This is a genomic window from Ruminococcus sp. NATIVEDY160 (assembly GCF_045819885.1).
Lineage (GTDB): Bacteria > Bacillota > Clostridia > Oscillospirales > Acutalibacteraceae > Ruminococcoides.
This window is the reverse complement of the sequence record NZ_CP162391.1, coordinates 757,030-772,712: the sequence shown is the minus strand read 5'-3', so window position 1 is coordinate 772,712 and position 15,683 is coordinate 757,030. Positions and strand designations below refer to the sequence as shown.

At 50.4% G+C, this 15,683-nt stretch carries 17 protein-coding genes; 2 read left to right on the top strand and 15 right to left on the bottom strand.

Features of this window, described 5'->3' with window-relative positions; translation table 11 throughout:
* Positions 1 to 16: 16 nt before the first annotated feature.
* Together AB1I49_RS03710 and AB1I49_RS03705 are read left to right on the top strand one after the other, a co-directional pair.
* Positions 17 to 652, top strand: a complete 636-nt coding sequence (locus AB1I49_RS03710; protein ID WP_186834124.1) for a redox-sensing transcriptional repressor Rex — start codon at positions 17 to 19, stop codon at positions 650 to 652.
* A gap of 20 nt (positions 653 to 672) precedes the next feature.
* A complete protein-coding gene (locus AB1I49_RS03705) occupies positions 673 to 2,859 on the top strand; it encodes a ComEC/Rec2 family competence protein (RefSeq protein WP_407721388.1) in 2,187 nt (728 codons plus the stop codon).
* A 13-nt stretch (positions 2,860 to 2,872) separates the two neighbouring features.
* On the opposite strand, the gene AB1I49_RS03700 is transcribed toward AB1I49_RS03705, so the two are convergent.
* The 15 genes from AB1I49_RS03700 to AB1I49_RS03630 all read right to left on the bottom strand — a co-directional run bounded on the left by AB1I49_RS03700 (position 2,873) and on the right by AB1I49_RS03630 (position 15,660).
* Entirely contained in the window at positions 2,873 to 4,036 is a 1,164-nt protein-coding gene (locus tag AB1I49_RS03700) for a hypothetical protein (RefSeq protein WP_186834126.1), read from the bottom strand.
* A gap of 61 nt (positions 4,037 to 4,097) precedes the next feature.
* Positions 4,098 to 5,723: an MBOAT family O-acyltransferase gene (locus tag AB1I49_RS03695; RefSeq protein WP_407721387.1), complete on the bottom strand. Its 1,626-nt coding sequence runs from the start codon at positions 5,721 to 5,723 to the stop codon at positions 4,098 to 4,100.
* Between the two features lie 82 nt (positions 5,724 to 5,805).
* A complete protein-coding gene (locus AB1I49_RS03690) occupies positions 5,806 to 6,987 on the bottom strand; it encodes a diaminopimelate decarboxylase family protein (protein WP_186834128.1) in 1,182 nt (393 codons plus the stop codon).
* A gap of 1 nt (position 6,988) precedes the next feature.
* Entirely contained in the window at positions 6,989 to 7,219 is a 231-nt protein-coding gene (locus AB1I49_RS03685; RefSeq protein WP_399552655.1) for a phosphopantetheine-binding protein, read from the bottom strand.
* Between the two features lie 23 nt (positions 7,220 to 7,242).
* Positions 7,243 to 8,748, bottom strand: a complete 1,506-nt coding sequence (locus AB1I49_RS03680) for an AMP-binding protein (RefSeq protein WP_186834129.1) — start codon at positions 8,746 to 8,748, stop codon at positions 7,243 to 7,245.
* 206 nt (positions 8,749 to 8,954) lie between these two features.
* Positions 8,955 to 10,070: a THUMP domain-containing class I SAM-dependent RNA methyltransferase gene (locus AB1I49_RS03675; RefSeq protein WP_186834130.1), complete on the bottom strand. Its 1,116-nt coding sequence runs from the start codon at positions 10,068 to 10,070 to the stop codon at positions 8,955 to 8,957.
* 60 nt (positions 10,071 to 10,130) lie between these two features.
* On the bottom strand, positions 10,131 to 10,661 hold the full coding sequence (gene hpf / locus AB1I49_RS03670) for a ribosome hibernation-promoting factor, HPF/YfiA family (protein ID WP_186834131.1): 531 nt from the start codon (positions 10,659 to 10,661) through the stop codon (positions 10,131 to 10,133).
* Positions 10,662 to 10,721: 60 nt separating this feature from the next.
* Positions 10,722 to 11,216 (bottom strand): S1 RNA-binding domain-containing protein, encoded by a 495-nt coding sequence (locus AB1I49_RS03665; RefSeq protein WP_186834132.1) that lies wholly within the window; start codon positions 11,214 to 11,216, stop codon positions 10,722 to 10,724.
* A gap of 35 nt (positions 11,217 to 11,251) precedes the next feature.
* Positions 11,252 to 11,644 carry a septum formation initiator family protein gene (locus tag AB1I49_RS03660; RefSeq protein ID WP_186834133.1) on the bottom strand — a complete coding sequence of 131 codons (393 nt, stop codon included), beginning with the start codon at positions 11,642 to 11,644 and terminating at the stop codon, positions 11,252 to 11,254.
* Positions 11,571 to 12,092: a spore cortex biosynthesis protein YabQ gene (gene yabQ / locus AB1I49_RS03655; protein ID WP_186834134.1), complete on the bottom strand. Its 522-nt coding sequence runs from the start codon at positions 12,090 to 12,092 to the stop codon at positions 11,571 to 11,573. Before yabQ ends, AB1I49_RS03660 begins: the two co-directional genes overlap by 74 nt.
* Before the next feature lie 2 nt (positions 12,093 to 12,094).
* On the bottom strand, positions 12,095 to 12,361 hold the full coding sequence (gene yabP, locus AB1I49_RS03650; RefSeq protein WP_186834135.1) for a sporulation protein YabP: 267 nt from the start codon (positions 12,359 to 12,361) through the stop codon (positions 12,095 to 12,097).
* A gap of 54 nt (positions 12,362 to 12,415) precedes the next feature.
* Positions 12,416 to 12,658: an RNA-binding S4 domain-containing protein gene (locus AB1I49_RS03645; RefSeq protein ID WP_186834136.1), complete on the bottom strand. Its 243-nt coding sequence runs from the start codon at positions 12,656 to 12,658 to the stop codon at positions 12,416 to 12,418.
* Positions 12,659 to 12,708: 50 nt separating this feature from the next.
* Entirely contained in the window at positions 12,709 to 12,984 is a 276-nt protein-coding gene (locus AB1I49_RS03640; RefSeq protein WP_186834137.1) for an HU family DNA-binding protein, read from the bottom strand.
* Between the two features lie 2 nt (positions 12,985 to 12,986).
* Positions 12,987 to 13,805, bottom strand: a complete 819-nt coding sequence (gene mazG, locus AB1I49_RS03635; protein ID WP_330055443.1) for a nucleoside triphosphate pyrophosphohydrolase — start codon at positions 13,803 to 13,805, stop codon at positions 12,987 to 12,989.
* 46 nt (positions 13,806 to 13,851) lie between these two features.
* Positions 13,852 to 15,660: a putative polysaccharide biosynthesis protein gene (locus tag AB1I49_RS03630; protein ID WP_186834139.1), complete on the bottom strand. Its 1,809-nt coding sequence runs from the start codon at positions 15,658 to 15,660 to the stop codon at positions 13,852 to 13,854.
* Positions 15,661 to 15,683: the final 23 nt, after the last annotated feature.

Genomic DNA, 15,683 nt, shown 5'->3' with positions numbered 1-15,683 from the left:
AAGGAGATACGTGCGTATGTCAAAGAATGACAGCATTTCCATGTCGGTAATACGGCGGTTGCCACGCTATTACCGCTTTCTCACCGAGCTCGACGAGCAAGGTGTCGACAGGATCTCATCTAACAAGCTCGCGGATATCATGAACGTCACCGCGTCGCAGGTCAGACAGGATCTGAACTGCTTCGGCGGCTTCGGTCAGCAGGGCTACGGCTACAGCGTCAGCCAGCTCAAGGACGAAATCAAGGGTATTCTCGGACTGAATAACGGCTACAAGGCGATACTCATCGGCGTTGGCAACTTCGGCTCCGCGCTTGCCAACCACCTCAGCTTTGACAAGCTGGGCTTTGAACTCGTCGCCTGCTTTGACAACGATAAAAGAAAGGTCGGTCAGACCATCGGTGAGATGGTTATCCGACACGACGACGAGCTTGAGGCTTATTGCAGCGGCAATCAGGTCGACACCGCGATTCTCTGTATCCCCAAGGAAAATGTGGAAACGGTACTGGATAAACTCTATTCCCTCGGAATCAGGAGCTTCTGGAATTTCAGTCACTATGATATTACCACGCGATACAGCGATACCGTGGTCGAGAATGTTCACCTGAGCGACAAGCTCATGACCCTTTGCTACAGAATGAACCACCACAATTAAACCATTCCCGGAGAAAAACAATGAAGCGGCTGTTCGGTACAATCGGATCAACTTATCTGGCTGTACTGGCGGTCGCCTTTTTTCTGCCAAAATCCGCTGTTTTTCTGCTGGCAGCAGGCTTTGTGATCACAGGCTGCGGCATTGTTCTGGCTGTAAAAAGATTTGAAACCGGAAAAACCATGCTGCTCGCGGGCATTTCCGCGGCTTTGGCGGTTGTGAGTATATTTCTTTATCGGAATTATATCTACCAGCCCGTTGTCGATAATTATTCCGATAAAGAAATATCATTCAAAGGCTATATATGCGATGAAATTAACATAGGCAGCAAAATCATCGTTATCCCGCTGCAAACCGAGGAGATCAACGGCGAAAAGGCAGAGGTCAAAATCAACCTCACGGTCTATAACGACTTTGAGGCTGAGGAATTCGACTGTGTTGAGGGCAGGCTGTTCGTATCCGCGCACGAAAGCGAGAACTTGATCAGCAAGGGCTGTTTTCTCAGCGCGTCTCAGGACAACAGCTTTGAGCTGAGAACCACAGGAGAAAAGCACTTCTCTCTGTACAGCCTCGCCGTTAACGTAAGAATGAAATGTAAGAGTGCGCTGACAAAGCTGTTGAACCGCGACAGCGGAGCTCTGTGCAAGGCTATTTTACTCGGCGACAAGTACGGTCTGAGAAAAACCTACAAGCACGACTTTCAGCGCACTGGAACCTCGTTCCTGATTGTCGTATCGGGAATGCACCTCTCCGTACTCTGCGGACTAATAAATATCCTGCTGAAACGGACTAAAATATCGCGGCTGCCAAGGTTAATTATTTTCCTTGTCGTCGTCATCGGGTTCTCCGCGGTGACGGGATTTACGCGTTCCGTTATGAGAGCCGGTATTATGGTAATCCTCGCCTACTGCGGCGACGTAGTGCATCGAAAGGTAGACAGCATAAACTCGCTTGGTATTGCCGCTCTGATACTGGCGCTGCCGAATCCGTTCGTCGTCGGTGATCTGGGCGTGCTGATGTCGTTTTCCACAACACTCGGAATTGTCCTGTGGGTGCCGAAAATCATCGGTTTCCTTACGCGGGTGCTTCACATCTGTTCCGTTAAGTTAAAGCCTTTGCGATGGATATTGAATTTCATTGTCAACCTGATTGCTGTTTCAGTTTCGGCTGCGCTGTGGGTAATGCCGATTCTGACGCTGTTCATCGGTCGGATTCCGCTGCTGGTTGTTCCCGTTTCTATCATCACCTCGCTGATTGCGAGCTTAATATTGATTCTGTCGGTAATTATGCTGGCGCTGTACTTTATCCCATTCATCTCTGTTCTCGCGAAACCGATCGCGCTTTTGCTGAACGTTCTCTGCGGCGCGCATCTGAACATCAATTTCTTTGTCGCTTCGATCCCGTTCTCCTCCGTAAAAACAGAAAAGCTATACTATTTCATCTGGCTGGGCGTAACCTGCGCGCTTGTGGCTGTCGGATATCTTATCCACGCGAAGAAAAAATACGTCGTCGCCTCTATCCTCATATCCGCGTTCGTTCTGGGTACGGGCTGGTCAGTGCAGGTGCTGACGGACACGCACCCGACGGAAATCTATCTCAAACAAACATATCGAGGACTGACCGCGGGTGTCAGCAAGGACGGAAGCCTGTCAATACTGTGCTGCGGCGGCAACGGACGTTACAACGACGATGTTATCGATGATTTGTACGCATACAACAGCGTTATTGATAACGCGGTAATCCCGAACCGCGTAAACTATTCCTCTTATCTCACGATGCTGGAGGAACACTTCGACTTGAAAAACACAATTGTCAATCAGAAATACGCTGATGAAATATCCGAGGACGCGGACTTTGAGCTGTCCGAGAACAGCCGCATATCATTTGTACTTAACAGCGGTACCGTTGACGAAGTGATGAATATTGACGGTATTGTATATCAGTACCTGACGATTGAAAGCAGAACCCTGCTCTTTGTTCCCCATTACGGAGATATAGAAAAGCTGCCCGTAAAGTACCGGACAGCGGATTATATCATCATGGATTATGTGTCGTACCACGCGGAGCTTCTGAGCTGCCATACGCTGATTTACACCGGACAGCAAAACAAGCGGTATGACAAAAACGCTGAGCTGTTGGGTGAGATCAGCGACAAGCTGATTCTGCTGAAAAACAAAACTTACATATTTAAAATTCAAGAAGGGCGCTGAATGCGCCCTTCAATTATTTTTGTTTAGCCGCGTAAGCCTCAACCTTATTGATAAGGTCGTTTGTTTCCCACAGCTCTATTTTTTTGTTTTTGGTGTTCTGCTTAAAGCGGTACTCGGTATAGTCATAGAACTTGTGCCAGAAATCAACCGACTCGTTCCACTGCTCCGTGTTTTTCTCGTCGAGAACAGTTTTGGGAACCTTATATTTCTCTGTGATGATCTTGCCGAAGTAATCCGTAAACTTGACCGAACCGTAAATATTCATGTGGTCGTAGTTGTAGTAATCGTCGGCGGTATAAGACATCACGTTTTCATCGCGCTCGAAGTTGATATAATTGAAGCCGTACTCGCTGATTATATCAAATGCCGCATTGCCGCGGGTGAAGCGTTTGTATGTTTCCTTCTTAACGATATGCGGGAAGCGTACAAAGAGAAGGTTATCATACTTCTGTTCCTTGCAGTAATCGAGGAACTCACGCAGAAACACTTCGTATCTCGGATCGAGGTCGTTGCGGGTCTCGTCGGCAGGCAGCGTAGGATTGTAAATCTTTTCGTTTACGTTGAGCTTCTGCGCGGTGGTTTTGTAGCCCCTGAGATAGGTGTAGCCGCGCATATCCTGGGTAAAGCGCGAGGTCATCTTGTTCCACGGCTCGGGGAAATCGTTCCATACTCCGTGGTACTTGATAATCGGGAAATAGAACTCGCGTCTGCCGAGGTCGCGTACAGCCGGAGTCGTTTCGATATACTCGATCTTGTTGCCGTTGAGCGGAACATTGTCGATGTAGTTGCGGATACTCGACTCCTTCTCCTCGTTGTCTGTGCCGTACAGGAAACAGTTGATTTCAATGACGATCAGTTTGGGAGACTGATTGCGCTCAACTTCCTTGATCTGCGTTTTCATCGCAGCCGCCGTGCTCGAGGCTGTGGCATACGGGAAGCTGGTGACGCCGTACTTTTCATAAAGCAGAGCAGGTGAAACGCCCGAGTACATCTCACTCGAACCAATCATCGCGACGTCGATCGTATCCTTGTCCTCGATGTAAAACGCGTCAAGGCGCATTCGGTTGGCGTCGTGGTGACAGAGCACGTACTCCTGCAAAAAGCCGATAACCAACGCCGACAGCAGAATAAACGCCGATATTTTTATTGCTCTTGTGATATATAGCTTTGCTTTCATAAATACACTTACCTTTAGTAATTACGAAAAATATTGTTGCCCACCGGGCTTAACCGTCCCGTCAGAATTGGGCGTAAACGAAGTCCGCGGCGCTGTAGCCGGAGCCGTAGATGCCGAATACTACAATCGATATCAAGGCTACAAACAGCAGCGCAAAACGAAGGATAAACGGCTTTTGGTCAAGCATGTGACGGATATCTAGGCCGTTCTTGGCGCGCTCCTGAATTATGCTCGCGATGAAGATAATCAGACCTCCGATAAGAACGACGAGATAATCCTTCTTGCCGAGTCCGAGGTCGCTTATCTGGCTGTAGCCGAGCTTGAAGTTCTGGTTCGTGAAGAACAGCCAGAAGGTGCGCATAGCCTGCGAGAAGCTGGGCGCAACGTCGAATACGTAGCCGACGAGAACGATCAGGAAGGTGCGGAACATCTGGAAAAGCATGAACGGGATGTTGGTATCCTTGATGTGCAGCTTGTCCTTCGCACTGATGAACAGCGGCTCGAGAAGAATGCTGACCATGATGATCATACCGTTCCACGCACCGAATGCAACATACTTCCAGCTCGCGCCGTGCCATATACCTACAACGAGGAATACGATCAGCGAGGCTACGCTGGTGGGAAGTACCTTCGAGATATGAGCGCCTGCGGCGGTCTTGCCGAAGCGCGTACCCTTCATCTTCTTGCTCGCGGTGATGAACGCGTTGGACATAGCCACGGGATAGAAGAGATAGTTTTTGAGCCATGCGCCGAGTGAAATGTGCCAACGGCGCCAGTACTCGTTGATTGAACGCGAGAAGTACGGACGCTTGAAGTTGTCGATCATATCGACGCCGAATATCTGCGCGACGCCTCGGGAAATATCAATACCGCCCGAGAAGTCGGCGTAAAGCTGCAAAGCGTAAAGCAAAACAGTAAATGTCAGAGTTGTGCCGCCGAACTTGTTGTAGTCGGCAGTTACCGCGGTGATTGCGATAACGGCGCGGTCGGCGATAACGAGCTTCTTGAAGAAGCCCCACATGATAAGCTCACAGCCGTGCTTGAAGCGTGTGAAATCAAAATCGTGTCCCTCAAAGAGCTGAACCGCGAGCTGGTCGTAGATGCTGATAGGTCCCTGAATGATCTGCGGGAAGAATGAAACGAAGAGCAGCAGCTTGAGAGGGTTCTTCTGCGGCGCGGTCTTTTCGCGGTACACATCGACGATGTAGCCCATCGACTGGAAGGTGTAGAACGAGATACCAAGAGGCAGAATGAGCTTTAGGCTCGGCGCCGAGAAGTCAAGGCTGAACGCGCCGAGAATGTCGTTGAGGCTGCCCGCGAAGAAGTTGTAATACTTCAGAAACGCGAGAATGCCGAAGTTGAGCAGCAACGCGAGAGTCATAACCAGGCGCATTCGAACCTTGGTTTTGTTCTTGTACTTCTTCTTGTCGTCGCGGCTCCACTCGCTCTTGTGCTCCTTGAGCACAGCCTTGGACTTAACCGATACCCTGTTGAGCCACAGTGCTATCAGGTATGTGCTCAGAGTCGTGAAAAGCATGAATGCACCGAGCTGGTAGCTCCAGGTGCAATAAAAAAAGATACTCGCCGCGAGGAGTACTGTCCAGCGGTACTTCTTGAAGGGAAGTACAAAATACACCAGCGCGGTCGCCAACACAAAGAATATAAAGTTTAATGATGTATAGGTCAAATTAACATCTCCTATGTAGGGGTGTCGTAAACAAAACTCAAGCTTGGGGCTGCCGATTTGGCAGCCTCAAGCGTGGTTATTTTCAAGGGGTGTTGAATACGTCGGAATAGAGTCTTTCGCGGAGAACGGTCAGACCGTCCTTCTCGGAATAGACAGAGATAACGGGCATCTCGCGGCTGAGGAATATCGCCATACCCTCCATTGCGGAATAAGCGCCTGTTCTGGTGAACACGAGGGTGTCGCCGATTTCGAGGGAGTCAAACTCCGCCGCTCTGGCGAGAATGTCGTTGGTGGTGCAGAGGCTTCCGCAGAGTGTCCACGGAGCTACGCTGCCCGATGCTTCGTTGTCCTTGAGGTGAAGAATAACGGGAATCTGCATACCCTGGAGCTGTCCGTCGTATTTGAGCTGGTTAAGACCGCCGTCAACGATGGCATAGTTCACACCGTAGCAGGTTTTGACATCGATAACCTTTGTGAAGTAGTAACCGCAGGGTGCAGCAAAGAATCTGCCCATCTCTACGGTGAGCTCGGCGATTTCGCCGATTTCACGGATACGGGGTGCGATGTCGGCAAGACGTGCCGCTTCGAGCTCGTCCGCGTTTTCGTCGAAGTAATCGACCGCAAGACCGGTGCCGTATTCAAGGCGCTGTACGGTGAAGTCAAGCTCGTCCTTGATCTTGTGCACAAGCTCCTCAAGATAGTCGAGCTCGCGCAGGATAGGCTTAGCCTTGCGCTTCTGGGTGCCTGTGAAATAGTGGATACCCACAATCTCAACGCCCTCATAGTCGGCGCGGTTACGGATAAGGTCGAGCACATCGCCCTCCTCCATACCGAACTGGGTGCCGCCCTTTACGTCGGTCACACGGAGCAGAACGGGAAAAACCTTGCCTCTGCTGAGCGCGGCTTCGTTAATGAGCTGAAGATGCAGGAAGCTCTCGGCTGTGAAGGTGCCTACATTGTCGTCGGCTGCGCGTTCAACGTCAGCCTTCGTCTTGTTGACGCCCGAGAAGATGATTTTGCTGACATCAACGCCTGTTTTTTCGCAGATCGTCAGCTCGCCCGGGCTGCAAACCTCGATCTTGTCAATGGTTTCGGGCAGTCTGCCGAGCAGAAAGGCGTTAGCCTTGATAGAGAAGCACAGTCCTACCTTGTCGCCGAACTGCTCGCGGATCAGCGCCGCGCGGGCGTTGAAGGCGTCGAGGTCGTAGACGTAGGAAGGCGTTCCAAGCTGTGAGAGGATTTCTCTGAGTTTGTTCTCGTTCATATTATTCATCCTGGAGCTCTTCAATCAGCGCGAGCATAGCCTTTGCGGAGTTGAAGTTGTCGGGTACGAGGTTGTTGGGCTTGATTTCGATATCAAACGCATCGTTGAGCTCGCCTACGAGAGCAACAATATCAAATGAATCGAGGATACCGTCGGTGATAAGCTTTGTTTCGTTAGCAAAGTCAACGTCGGGTCTGAGTTCTTCCAAGATTTCCATTAATTCATCCATCATAGCAATTTCTCCTTCTAAAATGATTATTTAAAATATGTTTTTAAGGTCTGCATATCGATCTTGCCGTTGGGCAAGGTGGGCAGCTTGTCAAGGTTGACGAGCTTGCGGGGAACCATGAATGCAGGCATGTTCTTTCTGAAGCTGAGTACAATATCCTTGGAGGTCGCGTCGCCTGTGTAGAACAGGTAGAGGTGCTCCTTCGGCTTATTGTAGAGCGAGCAGCAATCGACAACGCCGTCGATCTTGCGGGCGGCTTCCTCGATCTCACCGAGCTCAATGCGGTGTCCGAGGTGCTTGATCTGTCTGTCCATTCTGCCGTGAAAGTGCAGAATGCCGTTCTCGTCAAAGCTGCCGAGGTCGCCTGTGCGGTAAATCAGCTCGCGGTAGTTGGGATTGAGCGGATTCTGGATAAACGCCTTCTCGGTGTAGCCCGCGTTGCCGTAGTAACCGAGCGCGAGTATGGGGCCGCTTACACAGATCTCACCAGTTTCACCGGTAGCAACAGGCTTGTTGTCCTCGGTGAGAAGTGTAACTCTGTAGTTGTCATACGGAGTTCCGATCGGCAGAACGGTGTCGTCGTCCACCTTCTCCTTGACCACGTAGTAGGTGCATGACGCTGTCGCCTCGGTGGGACCGTACTGATTGACATAGAGTACATCGGGAAGGTTTTCCTGCCAGATTTTGAGGTACTTGCAGGGCATAACCGAACCCGAGAAGCAGAGCTTCTTGAGATATTCGGGCTTGAGCACGTCGAACGCGCCGAGCTTCGCGGGAAGCTCTACGCCCGCAACGCTCCAGCAAAGAGCCGTGATTTTCTCCCTGTTGAGAGTTTCAAAGAGCGCGGTGGGTACCGCAAACTCGTTCTTCGGGATCACAAAGGTCGAAGCGCCGCGGCTGATCGGGAAATAAATATCTCTGATAGCGGCGATATAATCGAGCGGCGACTGGTTGCCGAGAACGTCAGTGTCGTTGATATCGAGCACCTTGCTTACGGAGTCGATATAGGTCATCAGGCTCTGGTGAGAGGTGATAACGCCCTTGGGCACACCTGTTGAGCCGGATGTGAAGATAACATAGAGCGGAGAAGTGCAGATGAGAGTCTTTTCTCTCTGCTCAAGCAGCTCGTCGGAAACGGGGTAATCGATAATATCCTCCATCACAAAGATGGTGCCGCGGAACTCAAGTCCCTGGGCAATATCGAGATGCGCTTTGTCAACGAGCATGTAGTCTGCCTTGATAACGCCGAGAATCTGGTTCAGTCGGGTCACGGGCATGTCGCCGTCCATTGGCGCGTAGAAGCAGCCTGCTCTGACAACGCCGAGGAAGCAGGCGGGTGTGAAGATGTGTCTGCCCGACATAACCACTACAGGCGCACCCGCGGGTACAAGACGCGCGAGATATGTGCCGATTGATCTGGTCAAATCATTGAACTGACTAAAGGTCAGCGAGTTTTCAGGATCCTTGTAGGCGATTTTGTCACCGTATTTTTCTACTGCGGAATTAAGTCTGCAAAGTACCGAGGTTTCCATAGCTCTCCCCTTTTTGTAACAAAAATGTTTCCGTTTTGTCTTTTTATTCACTAAATATTATAATATAACGAGGTCAAATGGTCAAGCATTTAATTGATTTTTTCACATAATTTAGCATTTTTCTGAATGGTTACAATGAGTTAATCGCATTTTTGTTATTGTTACCAAAAATTATGCAATTATTTGTCTGAATTCACCAGTGAACGTCACTTAAAAAACTGGTATACCTGACATTTGAGCGTGCCGTTATATAACTTGCGGCGCTTGTCGGCTCGTCTGCCGAATATTTTTTCAAAATCGTCGTCGGGCGTGATTATTGTGTAGCTCTTGCCCTTTTCGCGGCAGAAGCGCTCTCCCATTATTTTGTAAAGCTCCTCTGCAGCGCGGACGTCGAGGAGCCGTTCGCCGTATGGCGGATTGGTGATGACGGTTTCGAAGCCCTCGGACAGCCTGAAATCGCGGATGTCGCGCTTTTCAAAGCTGATATACTCCCCTACTCCTGCCAGTTCCGCATTGTGAGCGGCTGTTTCCAGTGCGCGAGGATCGATGTCGCTGCCCAGAGCGCGGAAGGCGATATCGGCGCGTATCTTCTCTTTTGCCTCAGCCTTAGCCTGATCAAAGGCTTCCTTCGGCACACAGCTCCAGCGCTCGCAGGCGAAGTAGCGGTTCATGCCCGGAGCGATGTTCTTTGCCTTCATCGCCGCCTCAATTAGGATCGTGCCGCTGCCGCACATCGGGTCGCGGACAAAGTGATTTGGACGGACGCGCGCAAGCTCCGCCATAGCAGCGGCAAGGGTTTCCTTGATAGGCGCGTCGTTTGAGTCCGCGCGGTAGCCGCGTTTGTGCAGACCCGCTCCGGAGGTATCGAGCAGGACGCTGACCCTGTCCTTAATAATCAGAAACTGAATCTGGTGAACCGGTCCCGTTTCCTCGAACCACGAGAGGAGGTATCTCTCCGAAAGGCGGGACACTACGGCTTTTTTCACGATTTTCTGGCAGTCGGGAACGCTCATCAGCTTTGAGCTCAGGCACCTGCCCTTGACGGGAAAAGCGTCGCTCATACCGATGAAGTTCTCCCACTCTATCGACCTTACTCCCTCGAAGAGCTGTTCAAAGGTCGTCGCTTCAAACTCCGCCAGAAGAATATGTATTCGCTCGGCGTAGCGCGAGTTTACGCTCGCCTTTGCGAGAGTGTTGAAATCTCCGTCAAAGAGGACTCTGCCGTTTTCGGCGCGGACGTTCCCGATGCCGAGGAATTTCAGCTCGTTGGCGCAGATGCCCTCAAGTCCGAAAATGCATGGTGCAGAAAAAGTGAGCTTCATAATTTTCTCCTTAAAGAAAAAGGGGCGGAAACTCCGCCCCCATAATGTTTATTTTTCTTGTTACGACGGCTCAAGAACACCGTAATTGCCGTCCTTGCGCTTGTATACGACGTTGATGTCATTCGTCTCAGCGTTGAGGAACATGAAGAAATCGTGATTGACCATGTTCATCTCGAGGATTGCCTCCTCAATAGTGAGCGGCTTTACAATAACCTGCTTTGCGCGGACTACCTTGTACTCATCTTCCGCCTCGATCTCTCCCTCGGGAATATCGGCGATGATGTCATTCAGGCTGCCGGTTTTGATGCGCTTCTCAAGACGAGTCTTGTTCTTGCGGATCTGCCTTGTCATGATATCCATTACGCGGTCGAGAGCGTCGTTCATTTCGGGCATCGTGCTCTCGGCGCGGTATACCATAGCCTTGTCACGGATGGTCATTTCGACAGTCTGACGGTTCTTTTCAAGGGTGACAACCACATTTACAACCGCTTCTTCGGAAAAGAGCTTCTTGAACTTCTGCAGCTTTTTCTCAACTCTCTCCTTGAAGTTGTCTCTGAGGTTAACTTTTCTTGCTGTGTAGACGATTCTCATAAAATTGCCTCCCTTATTAAATTTTCCTGTATTGTAGCGTTTATGCAACGCAAAAATGGCTTATCTTCTGCCGTTGCCATTACCTCTGCGGCTGTAGCCGCGGCTCTCGCCTCCGCGCTTGAGGTCGCTCATCTTGTCCTCGCTTGTCTGCTTGAAGCGGGACATCATATCCTCAAAGGTAGACGGCGCGCTCTTGCGCGAGCTCTGCCATTCGTAATCCCCCGGAGAGGTTACGGGCGGCGCCGGCTTGTAGGGCTGTCGGGGTGCGCTGTGCTGTTCACGGGGCTGCTTTTGTCCCCTGGGCTGTTTCTTCTGCTGATCCTTGGGAAGCGCCTGCTTGATGGAAAGACTGATTTTTCCGTCGTTCATCGAGAGAACCTTCACCTTGACGGTCTGACCGACCTTTACAAAATCGCCGATTTCGTTGATGAAGGTGGGCGCGACCTCTGAAATATGTACCATACCTGTTTTGGAATTCGGCAAATCTACAAACGCACCGAATTTTGTGATTCCCGAAACCTTACCCTCGAGAATCATTCCGACTTCAATCGCCATAAATTGTTTTTACCCCTGTTTTTCCTCAAAATTTATTATTGATCGCCTGCGACGTTGATAAAAATCCTCTCTCCCTCGCCGACGTAACCAAGCTCTTCCTTGGCAATTTTTTCCATATAGTCCGAAAGCTCCTGCCCCTTGTAGCCGCGTACCTTCTCGATATACTTCGACTGGATCTCCACGACGTTGATCTGCTGCTGAAGCTCGCTGAGCTCCGCTCGCTTTTCGGCTATCCGCACGTTCTGATTAATAATGGTGATGACCGCATAGAACGCGAAGCCGATTGCCGCAACGTAAAGCAGGAGATAACGCAGCTTGCGCTTTTTCTTTACAGGTTCAACCTCTTTCGGTCCCTCAGCGGGTGCCTCGGCGGTCTCGCCTGTTGCCTGCGCCTTCTTGGTGACGGGCTTTTTCTTTCTCAATGCCATACTCATTTCCTTTATCATCAAAATGTTGTACAGTTACTTTCCTATTTCCTACATTATACAATATCTTGTGGCAGATTTTCAATAGCTTTTTTGCAAATAATTTTAATTTTCTCAAAATTTTGTTTAGTATTTTCCGACAAACGAGCACAAAGCGGCTATAAAGGATAAATGTCAGCCTTCCTACGGTCATTCTGTATGCCGCAAAACCGATTGCCGCGCCGATAAATACGTAAAACCTCACGTAGCCCTGAATGAAGCCGAGCGAAAACAAAAAGCATGAAACAGCGGCGGAAAGCATAAACAGAACGTCGAGCAGAAATACCGCCGCCTTTCCGGGCGAGAAGGAAAAGCGAATAAACTTGAATATTCCGTACAGCACGGCAAGCGACGCGCCCAAAGCAACCGACCAGAGAAACGCCGCCGACTGTTGGGCAAAACTCAGCTCCATATCTACTTAAAGAGCCGAGACAGCTTTGACTGTCTGCCGTCCGAGCCGAGATACTGCAATGAATTGATCTTTCCGTCGACCGACACATCGCCAGTTTCGAGATTGAGCTTGTCGATATGCAGGCCGCTGCCCTTGATTATCAGGGTTCCGTCGGTCGTGCGCACCGACACGGTTTCCTCATTGAAGCCGTTGACATCCTCGGCTCCCGTTATCACGAGATTGCTGCGGCTGTCGAGCATCAGGGAATGTTTTTTCTTTGCGGGTTCCATAAAAATAACCTCCGTACTACCGATTCATTTCAGTATACGGAGGTTTTGTTGAATTTATGACACGGGGCTGTACATTGTCTCGGCGTCCTCCTTGCGGACGACTTCCTTTACCTCGGTGACGTTCACCTTGACGCTTCTCGCGCCGAGGGTGATTTCAATTATGTCGCCGACCTTCACGTCGTATGACGCGCGCGCGATCTTGCCGTTTACCGCGATTTTACCCGCGTCGCAAGCCTCGTTCGCCACGGTTCTGCGCTTGATCAAGCGCGAAACCTTCAGGTATTTATCTAATCTCATAATGACCTCTTAAAGCAAAAAGAGCCTTGCGGCTCTTTTGTGAAAAGCAATTACTGGTTTACGATATCCTTGAAGCCCTTGCCTGCCTTGAAAGCGGGAACCTTTGAAGCGGGAATCTCGATGGAGTTACCGGTTCTGGGGTCTACGCCTGTTCTGGCATTTCTCTGGCGCTGCTCAAATGTGCCGAAGCCTGTGAGCTGAATCTTGTCACCATCGGCAACTGCCTTGATGATAGTATCGATTGTTGCGTTGATTGCCTTCTCGGCATCCTTCTTAGAAAGACCGCTCTGCTCTGCAACAGCAGCGATAAGATCTGTTTTTTTCATCTTCAATTACCTCCATAAATCTTTTGTTTTTGAATTATTTTAACTTCCTCCCAGAGGGAATCAAGTTGCGTCATTGATGCTTCCTTTACGTCGATGCCGCGCTCTTTTGCGAGCTCCTCGAGCATTGTGAAGCGGTTGATAAATTTGTCACAAGCCTTGTAGAGAGCGTGCTCGCTGTCGATCTTCAGGAAACGTGAGACGTTAACTACCGTGAAGAGCACGTCGCCGATTTCTTCCATCTGGTTATCGGCGTTGCCGAGAGTGATCGCAACGTTGAGCTCGTTGCACTCCTCTGTCAGCTTTGTCATCGCACCCTCGGCGTCATCCCAGTCAAAACCGACCTTTGACGCCTTGCGCTGGATCTCCTCGCTTCGCATGAGCGCGGGAAGAGCGCGCGAAACACTCTGCATCGCCTCAGCGTAGGTGGTCTGCGACTTTGTCTTCATCTTGACAGCGTCCCAGTTGGACAGCGCCTCCGTAGCATTCCCGGCATTCTTGTCGCCAAAGACATGCGGGTGACGGATAATCAGCTTTTTACAGATACCGTCGCATACGTCATTGATGTCGAAGCTGTTCTCTTCCCTCTCCATCTCGCAGTGGAGTGCAACCTGCAAGAGCACGTCGCCGAGTTCTTCCTTGAGAAGCTCCTTGTCGTCATTGTCAATGGCTTCAATTGCCTCGTAGGTCTCCTCTATGAAGTTGGAGCGGATAGACTTGTGGGTCTGTTCCCTGTCCCACGGACAGCCGCCCGGGGAACGGAGAATTTTGACAATCTCAACCAGATCGTCAAAGTTGTACTTTTCTTTAACAGGATATTCCATATTATTACTCCGAATAGCGCGGGTTTTCAACCCACAGTATTCTATTTTAACCAATTAAGTGTAATTTTTCAAGTGTTTTTGCGATTTTTTCGCCTTTTGGTAAAAACCGCACCTCTTTTGCAGAAAAAGTTCGCAATACTAGTAATATTGCAATATAAACAATAACCGCAGCAAGAATGGCAAGAATCGTGCTGAGCCTGTGGTTCATCTTTCCCTCGAGGAAGGCATTCGCAAAGTATGCGGCTGCCGCGCAGCAAACCGCAGCAATCAACGGCTTCACGGTTGTTGAGAGGAAGTCGGGTACCACCTTTGAATGCTTGATCAGCAGGTACATGCCCGCAGCGCAGATGATCGCGTAGGAAATCATTGAGCCGGCTGTGGCGCCCTGAATGTTGATCTCGGGAATGCTTACGAACACCCATGAGGTGCCGATTTTGATGAGCATGCAGATAGTATAGAGTATCATAGGCAGCTTGACCTTGCCGATACCGTTGAGCATACTGCATATCGGTGTGATGATCGCAGTAAAGATGGTCGTGATACCCATCAGTGTGAGGACGTTTCCGCCGACCTCGACGATATCCTGACTCGCGTAAATAAAGCCCATAATCGGGTGTGCAAGCACGCATAGTCCGAACGCCATAGGCAGGGTAAACATCATCGTCATCTTGAGGACGGTGTCTACCGAGCTCTTGAGTTCCGCCTTGTCACCCTTTGTCCACGCGCTTGTGACGTTAGGCATAGCGCTTGAGCCGAATACCTGGGTAACGGCTGTAACGAGCTGCATCAGCGTCAGAGAAGAGCCGTAGCAGCCCCAAAGGCTGGTGTGAATCGTGGGCGGAATATCCTTGAAGCCGTAGAATACCTCACGCGGATAGTAATCGTGGTACTGGCGGAAAAGCGCGTCGGCGTTGTTCTGTGCAAGGCCGAAAAGCACGTTCTGGATAATAACCGCATCAATCAGCGAACCGATGCTCATAACGAGCGCGCCGCCGACAATCGGAAGCGCCGTGCGGATAATTATTCCGAGAGTTTCCTTCTGCCGCCTTGCGGTGATCGAGCTTTCGAAATATTCCCTCGGAATGCCGTCGCCGCCGATTTTGTACTTCAGAATCAGAAAGATACTCGAGCAAAGGCTCGCAAGCGAGATACCGCAGATATTGCCCGCGACCGAAAACGCGAGGATCGTGTTCTGAGCCTCGTTGATATCGCGGAGCTCGAACCAGAGGAAGTTGCCCGTCTCCTTGTAATGCGCCATTCCGAAGTACATGATAAGATAGGCAAACGCCGCGCCTAAAACGAGCTTGACAACAGCCTCGATAACCTCGGAAACAGCCGTCGGGAACATATTGCGCTGTCCCTCGAAGTAGCCGCGGTAAATTGACGCGATACAGCCGAAAAGTACCGTCGGCGCCAAGGCGAGCATCGCGTAAATCGAATACGGCGACTTTACGAATTTGAAGGCGTAGGGAAAGCTGACAAGCATCAGACCTATGGTGCAGACGAGTCCGACCACCAAAAACAGCGGTATCGATACGCGGTGCACCTGCTTGACGTCCTTGTACCTTTCCTCAGCCATATTCTGGGAAATCATGCGCGAGATAACAATCGGCAGACCGCCCGTCGCGACGGTGAAAATAACGCCGAATACCTCGTAGGCATTGTTGTAAATACCCATTCCCATCGAGGCAAGGCTCTGTCCGAACATGGAGTAGATGTTGGTGAGGATAACCTTGTCGAGGACTCCGAACACCTTGACAACCACCATGCTGACGGTAAGTATCGCGGCTCCCTTGACAAAGGTTTGCGAGGCACTTTGGCTCGCGTTGGCAACCGCGTTATATTTTTTTGACAAATTGAATCACCTTATAAATCAGA

Coding starts and splice junctions, on each gene's coding strand:
- AB1I49_RS03680 (WP_186834129.1), bottom strand. CDS start 8,748: ATGGAAACCTCGGTACTTTGCAGACTTAATTCCGCAGTAGAAAAATAC.
- AB1I49_RS03705 (WP_407721388.1), top strand. CDS start 673: ATGAAGCGGCTGTTCGGTACAATCGGATCAACTTATCTGGCTGTACTG.
- AB1I49_RS03645 (WP_186834136.1), bottom strand. CDS start 12,658: ATGAGATTAGATAAATACCTGAAGGTTTCGCGCTTGATCAAGCGCAGA.
- hpf (WP_186834131.1), bottom strand. CDS start 10,661: ATGAGAATCGTCTACACAGCAAGAAAAGTTAACCTCAGAGACAACTTC.
- yabP (WP_186834135.1), bottom strand. CDS start 12,361: ATGGAACCCGCAAAGAAAAAACATTCCCTGATGCTCGACAGCCGCAGC.
- AB1I49_RS03665 (WP_186834132.1), bottom strand. CDS start 11,216: ATGGCGATTGAAGTCGGAATGATTCTCGAGGGTAAGGTTTCGGGAATC.
- AB1I49_RS03675 (WP_186834130.1), bottom strand. CDS start 10,070: ATGAAGCTCACTTTTTCTGCACCATGCATTTTCGGACTTGAGGGCATC.
- yabQ (WP_186834134.1), bottom strand. CDS start 12,092: ATGGAGCTGAGTTTTGCCCAACAGTCGGCGGCGTTTCTCTGGTCGGTT.
- AB1I49_RS03710 (WP_186834124.1), top strand. CDS start 17: ATGTCAAAGAATGACAGCATTTCCATGTCGGTAATACGGCGGTTGCCA.
- mazG (WP_330055443.1), bottom strand. CDS start 13,805: ATGGAATATCCTGTTAAAGAAAAGTACAACTTTGACGATCTGGTTGAG.
- AB1I49_RS03690 (WP_186834128.1), bottom strand. CDS start 6,987: ATGAACGAGAACAAACTCAGAGAAATCCTCTCACAGCTTGGAACGCCT.
- AB1I49_RS03660 (WP_186834133.1), bottom strand. CDS start 11,644: ATGGCATTGAGAAAGAAAAAGCCCGTCACCAAGAAGGCGCAGGCAACA.
- AB1I49_RS03685 (WP_399552655.1), bottom strand. CDS start 7,219: ATGATGGATGAATTAATGGAAATCTTGGAAGAACTCAGACCCGACGTT.
- AB1I49_RS03640 (WP_186834137.1), bottom strand. CDS start 12,984: ATGAAAAAAACAGATCTTATCGCTGCTGTTGCAGAGCAGAGCGGTCTT.
- AB1I49_RS03700 (WP_186834126.1), bottom strand. CDS start 4,036: ATGAAAGCAAAGCTATATATCACAAGAGCAATAAAAATATCGGCGTTT.